Annotated in this window: 12 protein-coding genes; 11 read left to right on the forward strand and 1 reads right to left on the reverse strand. The window is 27.8% G+C overall.

The window, feature by feature from the left end:
- The first annotated feature begins 241 nt into the window (after positions 1–241).
- A complete protein-coding gene (locus CHF27_RS08265) occupies positions 242–1,105 on the forward strand; it encodes a pentapeptide repeat-containing protein (RefSeq protein ID WP_095404432.1) in 864 nt (287 codons plus the stop codon).
- Between the two features lie 105 nt (positions 1,106–1,210).
- On the opposite strand, the gene CHF27_RS08270 is transcribed toward CHF27_RS08265, so the two are convergent.
- The gene (locus tag CHF27_RS08270; RefSeq protein ID WP_095404431.1) at positions 1,211–1,861 is read right to left on the reverse strand and encodes a glycosyltransferase; all 651 of its coding nucleotides are present in this window, start codon (positions 1,859–1,861) and stop codon (positions 1,211–1,213) included.
- 284 nt (positions 1,862–2,145) lie between these two features.
- On the opposite strand from CHF27_RS08270, the gene CHF27_RS08275 reads away from it, so the two are divergent.
- The 10 genes from CHF27_RS08275 to arcC all read left to right on the forward strand — a co-directional run.
- Positions 2,146–3,183, forward strand: a complete 1,038-nt coding sequence (locus CHF27_RS08275) for a hypothetical protein (protein WP_095404430.1) — start codon at positions 2,146–2,148, stop codon at positions 3,181–3,183.
- A 166-nt stretch (positions 3,184–3,349) separates the two neighbouring features.
- Positions 3,350–4,663, forward strand: coding sequence for an MATE family efflux transporter (locus CHF27_RS08280; RefSeq protein ID WP_095404429.1), 1,314 nt, complete (start codon positions 3,350–3,352; stop codon positions 4,661–4,663).
- Positions 4,664–4,853: 190 nt separating this feature from the next.
- On the forward strand, positions 4,854–5,201 hold the full coding sequence (locus CHF27_RS08285; RefSeq protein WP_095404428.1) for a zinc ribbon domain-containing protein YjdM: 348 nt from the start codon (positions 4,854–4,856) through the stop codon (positions 5,199–5,201).
- 690 nt (positions 5,202–5,891) lie between these two features.
- Complete coding sequence (gene megL, locus CHF27_RS08290) at positions 5,892–7,085, forward strand: methionine gamma-lyase (protein WP_095404427.1); 1,194 nt, start codon at positions 5,892–5,894, stop codon at positions 7,083–7,085.
- Positions 7,086–7,214: 129 nt separating this feature from the next.
- Positions 7,215–8,540, forward strand: coding sequence for a Na+/H+ antiporter NhaC family protein (locus CHF27_RS08295; protein ID WP_095404426.1), 1,326 nt, complete (start codon positions 7,215–7,217; stop codon positions 8,538–8,540).
- Positions 8,541–8,934: 394 nt separating this feature from the next.
- Positions 8,935–9,123, forward strand: coding sequence for a ferredoxin (locus CHF27_RS08300; protein ID WP_095404425.1), 189 nt, complete (start codon positions 8,935–8,937; stop codon positions 9,121–9,123).
- Positions 9,124–9,519: 396 nt separating this feature from the next.
- Positions 9,520–10,710, forward strand: a complete 1,191-nt coding sequence (locus CHF27_RS08305; protein WP_095404424.1) for a MerR family transcriptional regulator — start codon at positions 9,520–9,522, stop codon at positions 10,708–10,710.
- A 227-nt stretch (positions 10,711–10,937) separates the two neighbouring features.
- Positions 10,938–12,152, forward strand: a complete 1,215-nt coding sequence (arcA, locus tag CHF27_RS08310) for an arginine deiminase (protein WP_115976064.1) — start codon at positions 10,938–10,940, stop codon at positions 12,150–12,152.
- A gap of 148 nt (positions 12,153–12,300) precedes the next feature.
- The gene (gene argF / locus CHF27_RS08315; RefSeq protein WP_095405340.1) at positions 12,301–13,296 is read left to right on the forward strand and encodes an ornithine carbamoyltransferase; all 996 of its coding nucleotides are present in this window, start codon (positions 12,301–12,303) and stop codon (positions 13,294–13,296) included.
- A gap of 193 nt (positions 13,297–13,489) precedes the next feature.
- A partial coding sequence (gene arcC, locus CHF27_RS08320) for a carbamate kinase (protein ID WP_147294076.1) occupies positions 13,490–14,182 on the forward strand: 693 nt, incomplete at its 3' end.

Consider the following 14,182-nt stretch of genomic DNA (forward strand, 5'->3'; position numbering starts at 1 on the left):
GTATATATTGTAAGTTACAAACAAATGAAAATATAATAATACCTTTAATAGAAGGAAGGGTTTTCTAAATATGAAGAAGACCCTTCCTTTTGTATTTGATAGGAATTAATTGTATAAAGTTAAAAATAGTAATATAATAATGTAAAATAAAGGGGATTTAACCTAGCTATTTAGTATATTTTGTTTACAAAAACTTAATACATAGATAGATAGTTAGTTAGATAAAAAATAGGAGAATAAAATGATAAATTTACGTGAATCTAAATATGACGAAGAAATATTTAAAGATTTAAAAATAGACTGTAAAAAATGCTTTGGATTTTGCTGTGTTGCATTATATTTTTCAGCATCGGAAGGTTTTCCAATGGATAAAGAAGCCGGGGAAACATGTATAAATTTAAACTCAGACTTTAGTTGTGCTGTTCATAACAATCTTAGAAAAAATGGTCTTAAAGGTTGTACTGCATACGACTGCTTTGGTGCAGGTCAAAAAGTTGCTCAAGTTACATATGGAGGTTATGATTGGAAACAAACACCTGAATTAAAAAATCAAATGTTTGATGTTTTTTTAGTGATGAGACAACTTAATGAAATGTTATGGTATCTAACAGATGCATTAACATTTATACAATTAAGTACTACTAAAGATGAATTGAATTTAATGATTAAAGAAACTAAGGAACTTACAAATCTTGATGCAAAATCAATCATGGAAATAGATATTGAAAAACATAGGGTTAAAGTTAATTCTATTTTAAGACAAGTAAATGAACTTGTAGAGAAGAGAGTTACTTCTGATAAGAAAGTTAATTTAAAAAATAAAAAAAGCTTAATATCTGGCTATGACTTTATTGGAGCAAATCTTACAAAAACAAATTTAATTGGAGAAGATTTAGCAGGAGCATTACTAATAGCAACAAACTTAAGTAATACAAATTTAGCAGGAACAAATCTTATAGGAGCAGACTTAAGGGATGCAGATATTAGAGGAGCTAATCTTGCAGATTCTATGTTCATTACTCAATCACAAGTTAATACTGCGAAGGGTGATTCTAATACAAAATTACCAAGAGCATTAGTTAGACCATTTTATTGGGATAAATAGAATGGTCTAAAAAAGACCTTCTTTGGAGGTGTAAAGGAGAACCGTATCCTAAATAAGGGATATGATTCTCCTTTATGAATTTAAAAACAAGTTTATATATGTTAACTACTTAAATTTTTGAGGAAACTGTTTGATTATACCATCAGTAAGTACATCTGCAAACATAATCATGTGGCTTTCACCTTTGTCATATGCCTCAATATCTGCTTTGTAATCGTTATTTAATCTATCAACAACTTGATCTGTAACAAATTGTAAATGTTTATATAGCATACTTTTTAGAGTTTTGTCTGAAAAGTTAGGGTTAGCGGAACTTAAAAAATTAGCTATTTTATCAGCATTTTCATACCATAGTTTATTATATTTTTCTAAATCCTCTTTATTTCCACTTTTAGCAGCGTTAGTAACTTGTCCTGCAAGTTCTATATGTTCTCTTAATAGAGTAGCAAGTTTATTTCCAGCTTCTTCTCCATAATAAGGTTTAATTGAATTTCCAATATCATCTTGATTTTTAAGAAGTCTTTCTAACACAAGACCTTTATCTTTAAGTGAAGATAAATCACTTATAATAAAACTTCTAGTCCATGAAACATGATCCATCCAAAGTCTTCTCTCTGCCATTTTTAAATCACAGGCAGCTTTGTTGCAAGGGATATCTTTAGAATGAGTGATTTCTAAAGCTTGAGTTTTGAATGGTATTAAAATTAAAGCTAATAAAAAAAATGATAATAATAAATTTTTAAAAATTTTACTCATCGTTATATACTCCTTTTATCATTGAATTTCGATTTTAGTTTGTCCAAAGCTACATATGTATACTCTTAATAGATAGGTTTATTAAAAAATAATATAAAATAAATATATTTTTAATTGTATAAATAAGATTTTTATTTTTTTAAGAAAGTATATAAATGAAAATTCAATTTTATATAAAGAACGTGAAAATTTGAATTGAAAATACAATTCATGATATAATTGTATTTAGTTTTAATAGTAATAAGTACTAGAATAAGTAAAATGACGGAAAGGTTAAAACTACAATGGAAAAAATGGAATTAAACTTGTATGTTAAGGAAAATGATATTTATATAAATATGCCTAAAGAAATACTAAACCAAGGAACTAAAATGATTACAGATTATATTCGAATTTATAATAATATAGAAAATTTAAAAGAGAATATAAATGAATATTTATTTGATAAAAACAGTGAAGTTACTCATATCAGTATAACGAGTCAACTTATGAGAATAAAAAGTGAAGAATGTATAAATGAAATATTACCGTTTCTAGATGTGGATATATATAATATAGAAAAAAAATTAATAAATATTTGTGCAGCTTTTGGAGTAGAATTAGAAAAAATCAATGAAATTAAAGCCGAATTAGCACAAAATTATGTGAACAATACACATAGTTTAAATGATATAGTTGATAAAAATTATGTAAATGAAATAATAGAATATATAAAAAGTAATGAGATGTATTCATTAAAATCAAAGTCTAAATATGGATGTATGTCTAAAGACTATGAACTTAAAAATAAACAAGATATACTTGATTTTAATAATGAAGAAATTAATGGGCACTATAGTCCAATACTTGTAATTCATACACCAGCTAAATACCATAGGGGAGCATATGTACTTGAAGATACATCTTATGTATATATAAAAAGACAACCATTAGAAGCACTTATAAAGCAAGAAAAATTAGAAGAAAAAGGTATAGACGCTATGGGAGCTATATTATACAAAAAGCTTAATCATAATCTTTCAAATGAAAATTTGCAAGAGTTATTAGCGGAAATTTACGTATATTCTCAGAAGAATAATGTTAAATTTGAAAATATTAGGTTAGCAGATATAGGATCAAATAAGGTTTGGATGACTGCAGATAAATTGAAAAAAGAATTTAAAGAACTTAGATATTATCATAAAAATTTAACTCAAAAAGTAAAAGAAATATATGATTCAAGGGGAACGTATTACACTCAAATAGGTGGAAAATATATATTTGATAGTAGAGAATTCTTACACAATTTTAAAACATATAAAAGTAAAAATATTAATAGTTAAATTATATATAAAAGAATCGTATCACAAGTAAGAGGTACGGTTTTTATTATTGTTTAAATTTGTAAAGATATCTTATTTGAAATATGAAAAAGCAAAACAAAAAGTGAGCTAAGAAACATGAGTTAGAGAATGAATCAGATGAATATAAAGGAAGGTGAGTAAATAAATGATTAAACAATTTTTAGGATATGCTATACCATCAGCACTAGCTATGTGTATAGCATCACTAAATACTATAATAGATGGAATATTTTTAGGAAATGGAATAGGTGAAGAAGCTTTAGGTGCTGTGAACATAGTAATGCCAATTACTATAGTATTTTTTGGGCTTGCAACAATGATATCAGTAGGTGGAGGAGCATTAATATCAAAGCATTTTGGATCAAATGAAGATGATAAAGGTGTAAGTATATTTAGACAAGTTACTTATATGCTAATAATTATGAGTCTTTGTTTAAGTGCAATTTGTGTAGTTTTTGCAAATTCAATAGTAAAAATAATGGGAGCAACAGAATCTTTACAACCATTATCAGCAGAGTATTTAAAATATTATGCAATGTTTTGTTTACCAAGTTTATTAGGAATTGCATTTAATAGTTTCCTTAGAAATGATAATAAACCAAAGCTTGCAATGGTATCAACAATATGTGGTACTATATGTAACGCAATTTTAAATTATATATTTATATTTAAATTAGGATTAGGAATAAAAAGTTCAGCAGTAGCAACAGGGCTTGGGCAAATAGTAACTCTTTTAATAGCACTTCCTCATTTCACAATGAAAAAAGGGAAATTAAGTTTTGGAAAACAAAAATTAGAATTAGATAAGGTAAAAGAAGTTTTAAGGATAGGTATTCCATCATTCTTTGCAGAAGCAGCTTTTTCTATTATAATATTTGTTCATAATTTAGTTTTAGTAAATACAATTGGAGAAATAGGTATATCTACTTATGCAATAATAAACTATATAACTACGAATATATATTTAATACTTCTAGGAGTTACTTTAGGAGCACAACCACTTATAAGTTATAATTATGGAGCTAAAGATAGTGAAAAGATGTTAACATTTTATAAGCTTTCAAATAAAACATCATTTGTAATTGGAGTACTTTTTGCTTTAGTATGTTTTGTATTTGGAAAAGAAATAATATCTGTATTTACATCTGATAAAGAGCTTATAGCTAGAGCATATATTGCTGTTAATATAAATAACTTGGCGTACTTATTTATAGGAAATAACTTAACTACAACAATGTATTATCAAGCAATAGAGTTTCCAAAGTATTCAAATATAATATGTACAATGAGATCGATAATAGTATTACCAATAGTATTAATTATAATGGCAAAAGTATTTGGTCAAAATGGAATATGGATTAGTATGGCAGTATCAGAATTAATAATTATTTTAATTACACGTATGATATTTAAAATAAATAAATCTACTGAAGATGCAGTAGCTCAATTAGCATTATAGAATAGATATATAAATAAGTAGAAGTAAGAAATTCTAAGTATTTAGGGGAATTTGTCAATATCAAAAGAATATGATATTATATAAATCTATGAAAAAATCCCTATATATTTTTTGAGAAAGTTGTGAAAAGGGAATTGAAAATAATTTTTATATATTAAAATTGACAATAATTAATGGAGGAAATAAAAATATGGAAAATTTACCAAATTGTCCAAAGTGTAACTCAGAATACACTTACGAAGATGGAAGTCTTTTAGTTTGTCCAGAATGTTCTCATGAATGGGCTTTAGAATCAGAAGGAAATAGTGAAGATGCAAGTATTATTAAAGATGCAAATGGAAATATATTAAGTGATGGTGATTCTGTAACAGTAATAAAGGATCTTAAAGTAAAGGGAAGTTCATCATCTATAAAAATAGGAACAAAGGTAAAAAATATACGTTTAGTTCACGATTCATCTGATGGTCATGATATAGAATGTAAAATTGATGGATTTGGAGCTATGAAATTAAAATCTTCAGTTGTTAAAAAAGCATAAATACAGAGTAAACTAGGCACTAAGCCTAGTTTTTTTATTTTTTTGATTAAAAATGTAATAAAGATGGAATTATTAGAATTTACTAAAATTATAAATTCACAAAAAAATAAATTTAAATATCTGAACATTGCAAAAATACTAGAAAGTAAATTTAATGAGTATATATAACTATTTTATATATACATAAAGCAAAAAATATTAATGTATTTATTTACTAAAATTTATATTTATATCTCTAAAAAGTAGAAATTTATTTTTTAAGAAAGTAAAATTTGCAATGTGTATACAGTATTTTTTACATATTTATTATAAGATTATTTTTAAAAAATTATAGCTATATTAATAATAAATAATTCTTATGAATATTTATATTTATTTGATTTTGTAGTATATGATTTTGTATTTTGAGAATTGTTTAATAATTCATTATAGTCTTTTATTTAATGAATTATTTATTGTGATTTTCGCACGAAAATTGTTAATTTTACGAAAATTTTAGAATTAAAAAAAGTTATTTGTAAAATATTTACAAACTATGTAAGCGGTGCTATAGTTATGACATACACAGGAAAACATTTTTCGCAATGCGGAAAACGTTATTACTGGGTTTTGGAGAAAGAGTTTATCTGATAGTAAAACGTTCCTTATGGGACTAATTATTAAATATAATCATTCAAGGGGGAAACAAAAATGGAAAACTTACAAAACAAAAAATTCGCTACAAAAGCTATACATGGTGGTCATCACAAGGATCCGTTATCAGGAGCTTTAACTACACCTATATACAAAACTTCAACATTCGTATTTGATACTGCAGAACAAGGAGGAAGAAGATTCGCACTTGAAGAAGGTGGATATATATACTCTAGATTAGGAAACCCAACTAATGGTCAATTAGAAGAAAAAGTTGCATTATTAGAAGGAGCAGAAGCTTGTGTATCTACAGCTTCAGGGATAGGAGCAATAACTTCAGCTTTATGGACAGCTTTAAAAGCAGGAGATCATGTAGTTGCAAGTAAAACATTATACGGTTGTACTTATGCAATGTTTAACCATGGTATAAGCAGATACGGAGTAGAAGTGACTTTCGTTGATGCTTCTAACTTAGATGAAGTAAAAGCAGCTATGAAAGAAAATACTAAAGTTGTATACTTAGAAACTCCAGCAAATCCAGATTTAAAATTAATAGATATAAAAGCAGTATCAGAAATAGCTCATGAAGTAGAAGGTTGTATGGTAATAGTAGATAGTACTTTCTGTACTCCATACATACAAAGACCTTTAGAACATGGTGCAGACGTAGTAGTTCACTCAGCTACTAAATACTTAAACGGACACGGAGACGTTTTAGCAGGATTTGTTGCTGGTAAATTAGATTTTGTAAATCAAGTAAGATTATTCGGAATAAAAGATATGACAGGATCTGTATTAAGTTCATTTGATGCATACTTAGTAATAAGAGGTATGAAAACTTTACAAGTAAGAATGGACAAACACTGTAAGAATGCTATGGCAGTTGCTGAATTCTTAGAAACTCATCCAAATGTAACAAAAGTTAACTATCCAGGACTTAAGAGCTTCCCTCAATATGATTTAGCTCAAAGACAAATGGATCAAGCTGGTGGTATGATAGCATTCGAAGTTAAGGGTGGATTAGAAGCTGGTAAGAAATTCTTAAACTCTTTAGAATTATGTGTTCTTGCAGTTAGCTTAGGTGACTGTGAAACATTAATACAACATCCTGCTTCAATGACTCACTCACCATACACTCCAGAAGAAAGAGCTGAAGCTGGAATAACTGAAGGATTAATAAGAATATCAGTTGGTTTAGAAGATGCTGAAGATATAATAGCAGACTTAAAACAAGGTCTTGATAGATTATAATAAAAAATTTGATATAAGATGATTATAAAATATTAAGTAATATAATTAAATGCTAGCAGAGGAGATATCTATAAGTACCTTCTCTGTTAGTTGTACCTTAAATTAAGTATTAAAAAGGGGATAAAAAATATGCAAAATGTGAGTGAGCAAATTAAAGAAGGAAATAATAAAGGTAATGCCCTTGCATTACTTCCAATAGGAATTTTCTTAGTTTTATTCTTAGGAAGTGGTATCATAACAGGAGATTTTTATAAAATGCCTGCATTAACAGCATTCGTAATTGCTGCAGGTGTAGCTTTTATGATTAACCCTAAAGAATCTCTAGACACTAAAATGGAAATATTCTGTAAAAGTGCTGGAGATAGTAATATATTAATAATGCTTGTTATTTTCTTATTAGCAGGAGCTTTTGGTAGTGTAGCTAAAGCAATGGGTGGAGTAGATTCTACTGTAAATTTAAGTTTATCAGTTTTACCACCAAGTTTATTAGTACCAGGTTTATTCTTAGTTGTATGTTTTATATCTACATCTATGGGAACATCCGTTGGTACAGTTTCAGCATTAACACCTATAGCACTAGGGGTTTCTGAAAAAACTGGAATGCCATTAGAATTATTAGTAGCAATAATAGTTGGAGGAGCTATGGTTGGAGATAACTTATCTATGATATCTGATACAACTATAGCAGCAGCAAGTACACAAGGTTGTCAAATGAAAGATAAAGTAAAAATGAACTTCTTTGTAGTATTGCCAGCAGCATTAGCAAGCCTTGTAATAATTTCTGTAATGTCAGCAGGATATGGAGCTGCGGCAGCTGAAGCAGGATCTTATGAAATAATAAAAGTTGTACCTTATGTAGCTGTTTTAGTAGGAGCTCTAGCAGGGGCAAACGTTTTCGTTCTTCTTGCAGGAGGAGTTTTATTTGCAGGAGCAATAGGTATCTTTACAAATTCTTTAGACATATGGGGATTCATAGGTGCTGTATCAGAAGGTATGGCTGGAATGCAAGAATTATGTATCCTAGTTGTAGTTGTTGGAGGAGTTATTGGATTAATTAAGCATTATGGTGGTATAGAATTTATATTAAACTTTATAACGAGCAAGATAAAAAGTGCAACTGGTGCTAAGTTTGGGATAGCTTTACTTGCTAGTATAATAGATTTATGTACTGCTAATAATACAATAACAATAATAACAGCAGGTCCTTTAGCTAAAGATATTGGAGAAAAGTATGATCTTGACCCAAGAAAAATAGCTAGTATATTAGATATATTTGCATCATGTTGGCAATGTATGATACCATACGGAGCTCAAATATTAACAGCAGTTGGAATAGCAGGAGTTTCTTCTGTAGGAATAATAAAATACTTACATTACCCTATATTCTTACTTATATTCGGAATTATATCAATAACTGTGGATTTTTCAACCCTAAAAAAGAAAAAAGCACAGTAAATTGATATAAAACCAAATTAAAAAATCAATATATGTTACTTATTAACTCAAAAAATTTATAACATATAAATAAAGAGTATTTAGAATAAGCCCTAAAAACTCTAATAGGTATTATACATCAAAAAATGAATTAAAGAAAGTAATGTGAATTAAAAATAAATTTTCAAAATTTTTATAATATGTAAGTTAAGATGAATATTTATAATTTACTTATATATAATAAGATATATTAAACAATGTAAATAAAATATAATATAATGTATTATATCTAAAGACTAATGGGTTACCGCTAAAAATAAGGTGACCCATTTTTATTTATAAAAATGTTTAAGAACATATATATATGGATAAAAAAGTAAAGAAATTATTTTAAATATATAGGAGGAACTTAAAAATGAAAGGATTTGTAGATAAGGATACATGTATAGGATGTGGAGCGTGTACAGGAATATGCCCAGAAGTATTTGATATGGATACTGATGGATTAGCTGTTAGCATAGAAGGAGAAATAGTATTAGAATTACAAGAAACAGCTATAGAAGCTCAAGAAGGATGTCCAGTTGGAGCAATAACAGTAGAATAATTTAGGATATAAAAGAGATGGTCTGAAAAATTTGTTTAAAGACATCTCTTTATATATATAGTTAAAAAATTAAAAAAAGTAAAAAATCAATAAAAAATATATACAAATATGATATGAAATTTTAATAACATATATTTTTATAGATAAAAATAACTTTAAAAAAAATGATTTATATAATAAAATAAAGATATAATATTTAATAAAAGATTATATTGCATCCCTAAAAAGACAATATATTTTAAAAATAAGGTAGATAAAAGGGGATAAAAAGCGAGTATTTTCAATACTTTTAAAAAAAGATAAAAAATATATCAAAAAAATGAAAAAATTGTATTGACCATGACGTAACGTAACATTATAAAATGGTCTTAGGCAAGAAGTTGGGGGAAAAATAAAATGGATGAAAAACGTTTTTACACAACGGGTGAATTTGCCAAGATGGCTGGAGTTACAATAAGAACTATCAGATACTATGATACAAAAGGTATACTGAAGCCATCGCATCATAATAGTTCAGGACACAGGCTATACTCAAATGAAGATTTTATAAAATTAAAGAAAATTTTAGCTCTAAAGTATTTAGGTTTGTCATTAGATGAAGTTATGACTACAGAGCAAAGTAATTTTAACAAAGGTGATATGATAAATTCACTAAGATTACAAAAAAATATAATTAAAAATAAAATGAATCATATGAAGATAGTATTAAATGCAATAGAAACTGCTGAAGTAAGTATGAAAAATGATGATGACTTAGATTGGAATAAAACTATAGACATCATAAAAATACTAGAAAGCGAAAAAGAACTTTTACAACAGTACATTGATTTATCAAATTTAAATGCTAGTGTTGAATTAAGAGACAGATTTAGTTCTAATAAATATGACTGGTATAGATGGACATTTGATAATTTAAAACTTAAGAGAAACTATAAGGTTTTAGAAATAGGATGTGGAAATGGGGCCTTATGGGCTAGGAATATAGAGTATTTATCTAAAGGTACGAAAGTTATATTAACAGATGTTTGCGAAGAGATGATATGTGATGCAAAATATAAGCTTAGAGAACATGAAAACAATTTCAAGTTTGAAATCGCTGATCCAAACAACATTCCTTTCAAAGATGAGGAATTTGATGTGGTAATAGCTAATCATATATTGTTTTATATGAAGGACTTAGACAAAGTATTATCTGAAGTTAATAGAGTACTTAAAGTAGGAGGACATTTTTATTGTACAACTATAAGCAAGGATCATATGAAAGAATTAGAAGATCTGATGCTAGGATTTAACAATAATATAAAAATTTCTGAAGAGAAATTGTCCTATAAGTTTGGATTAGAAAATGGTGAACAAATTTTAAGAAAACATTTTACTGATATAAAGAAATATATTTATGAAGATGAATTAATAGTAAATGATGTAAAAGGTATTCTAGAATATATATACTCTATTCCGGGTAATATATTAGAAGTAGTTGATACTAAGAAGAAAGAATTTGAAACTTATGTTGACAATGAAATCCACAAAGAAGGTCAACTTCGTATTACTAATACAAGTGGAATGTTTGAAAGCATAAAACAGTAAAATTAAATTTGGTTTTAACGATCTTATAAATTTTAATATAGATTAGTTATTTAAACTTTTAAAAAACGTTTTCTATATTGAAAATTTATAAAATCTTAAAATATAGATTATTTCTCTAGAAGCAGACATTAGTTTCTTTAGAAATGTTAATTAAAAACAAAGTTGTTAATAAGTTAACAAGAAGAACTTAGAAGGCAAAATTATTAAAAGATGGAGAGGTAATAGTTATGGGAATACAAGTAACAAGTGAAATCAAACCACTAAAAAAAGTTTTACTTCATAAGCCAGGTGAAGAAATAGAAAATTTAACACCTGAATATCTTGAGAGATTATTATTTGATGATATCCCTTTCTTAGAAGTAGCTCAACAAGAGCATGATGCTTTTGCTGAAATTTTAAGACAAAATGGGGTAGAAGTTGTATACTTACATGAATTAGCAGCAGAAGTTATAGCTGATGAAAAAATAAAAGAAGAATTTTTAAATCAATTCTTAGATGAAGCAGATATAAAAAGTGAAGAAGTTCGTAAAAATGTTTATGACTACTTAAAGAGCTTTAAATCTAATGAAGAATTAATAAGAAAAACTATGGCAGGTATAAACAAAAATGAATTACCAGCTATAGAAAAGAAAAGTTTAGTTGACTTAGTTGACGATGAATATCCATTCGTTGCTGATCCAATGCCAAACTTATACTTCACTAGAGACCCATTTGCATCAATAGGAGATGGAATAAGTTTAAATAAAATGTACTCTGTAACAAGAAACAGAGAAACTATATATGCTGATTTTATATTCAAGTATCATCCAGAACACAAAGGTACTAAAAGATTATATAATAGAGATTTCGAATTCTCTATAGAAGGTGGAGATATATTAAATATATCTGAGACAGTACTTGCAATAGGTATATCTCAAAGAACAACTCCACAAGCTATAGAAAGAATAGCTGAAAGAATATTCTTTGAAACTGAAGGAAATAAAATAGAAACTGTATTAGCTTTCGATATACCAAAGACAAGAGCTTACATGCACTTAGATACAGTATTCACACAAGTTGATCATGATAAATTTACTATACATCCACAAATAGAAGGACCATTAAAAATATTTGAATTAACTAAGGGTGAAAATGGTAAAGTTAATATACTTGAAGAAACTATGACACTTCAAGAAATCTTATCTAAACATTTAGGATGCGATGTTAAGTTAATAAGATGTGGTGGAGGAGATTATGTAATATCTCAAAGAGAACAATGGAACGATGGATCTAATACATTATGTATAAAACCAGGTGAAGTTGTAGTTTACTCAAGAAACCATGTAACTAACAAATTATTAGTAGAAAATGGTGTAAAAATCCACGTTATACCATCATCAGAATTATCTAGAGGACGTGGGGGCCCAAGATGTATGTCTATGCCTTTAGTTCGTGAATTATAGGATTTAAATTAGATAATTACAAATAAAAAACTTCTTTAAAGGGTTTAAAAAAATCCTTTAAAGAAGCTACAAAATAATTCTTGAAAATATACAAAATATAAAAGAAATAAAAAATAAATTATTAAAAGTTATTAGGAGGGTTTTTACAATGGCAGTTAACTTAAGAGGACGTTCATTTTTAAAATTATTAGATTTTTCATCAGCAGAAATAAGATACTTATTAGATTTATCTAGAGATTTAAAAAATTTAAAAAGATCTGGTGTATCTCACAAGAACCTAGATGGTAAAAATGCTGTTATATTATTCGAAAAAGACTCTACAAGAACTAGATGTGCTTTCGAAGTTGGAGCAATGGATTTAGGAATGGGTGTTACATATCTAGGACCTACAGGTTCTCAAATGGGTAAAAAAGAATCTATAGCAGATACAGCTAGAGTTTTAGGAAGAATGTATGATGGTATAGAATACAGAGGATTCTCTCAAGAAATAGTTGAAGAATTATCAGCTCATGCAGGAGTACCAGTATGGAATGGTTTAACAGATGAATTCCATCCAACTCAAATATTAGCTGACTTATTAACTATAGAAGAAAAATTTGGAAGATTAAAAGGCTTAAACTTTGTTTATGCTGGGGATGCTAGAAATAATATGGGTAACTCTTTAATGGTAGGTTGTGCTAAAATGGGATTAAACTTTACAGCTTGTGCTCCAAAAGAATTATTCCCAAATGAAGAATTAGTAAATACTTGTAAAGAAATAGCTGCACAAAATGGATGCACTATAACTTTAACTGAAGATATAATGGAAGGAACTAAAAATGCAGATGTTATATACACTGACGTTTGGGTATCTATGGGTGAACCAGACGAAGTTTGGGAAGCTAGAATAAAACAATTACAACCATATCAAGTTAATAAAGCTGTTATGGACAATGCTAATCCAGAAGCTATATTCATGCACTGTTTACCAGCATTCCATGACTTAAAAACTAAGATAGGTGCACAAATGGGTGAAAAATTCGGTATAACTTCAATGGAAGTTACTGACGAAGTATTTGAATCTAAACAATCAGTTGTATTTGATGAAGCTGAAAACAGAATGCACACTATAAAAGCTGTAATGGCAGCTACTGTAGGTCTTTAATAGATTAATCAAATAAACTACCATTTTAATATGGGTAGAAATTTACAATAATATTTTTTAGCTTAATATTGAGACTGGTGGTTATATTTGTAAAACTTAAGTTATAAGAAAGTTCAAGGAAACCTCTGTCTCTAAAAAATGTGAGCAGGGGTTTGCTTATTTTAAACAATCATAAAATCATTAGAGGTGGAATATGAAAAGATTAGTTATAGCACTAGGGGGAAATGCATTAGGAAATAATGCTGAAGAACAATTACAATTAGTTAAACATACAGCAAAAACAATAGTAGATCTTGTTGAAGAGGGATATAATGTGATAGTTGGGCATGGAAATGGTCCTCAAGTAGGAATGATAAACTTAGCTATGGATTTTGCAGCAAACAACGGAGCAAACACTCCATTTATGCCATTTGCTGAATGTGGAGCAATGAGTCAAGGATATATAGGATATCATTTACAACAATCTATAAGAGATGAATTAAAAACTCGTAAAATAAATAAGAATGTTGCAACTGTAGTAACTCAAGTTGTAGTAGATAAAGATGATGAAGCTTTCAAAAACTTAACTAAACCAGTAGGTATGTTCTATACTAAAGAAGAATCAGAAAAAATAGCTGCTGAAAAAGGATTCACATTTGTAGAAGATGCTGGAAGAGGATATAGAAGAGTTGTTGCTTCTCCTCAGCCACAAGAAATAGTTGAGCTAGAAACTGTTAAACAATTAGTTGATAACGGAACTATAGTTATAACTGTTGGTGGTGGTGGTATACCAGTAGTAGAAAATGAAGATGGTTCATTAACTGGTGTAGCTGCTGTTATAGATAAAGATAGATCAAGTGCTAAATTAGCTAAAGATCTTGATGCAGAAATGTTAGTTATATTAACT

The sequence above is a fragment of the Romboutsia maritimum genome (assembly GCF_002251085.2).
GTDB lineage: Bacteria > Bacillota > Clostridia > Peptostreptococcales > Peptostreptococcaceae > Romboutsia_B > Romboutsia_B maritimum.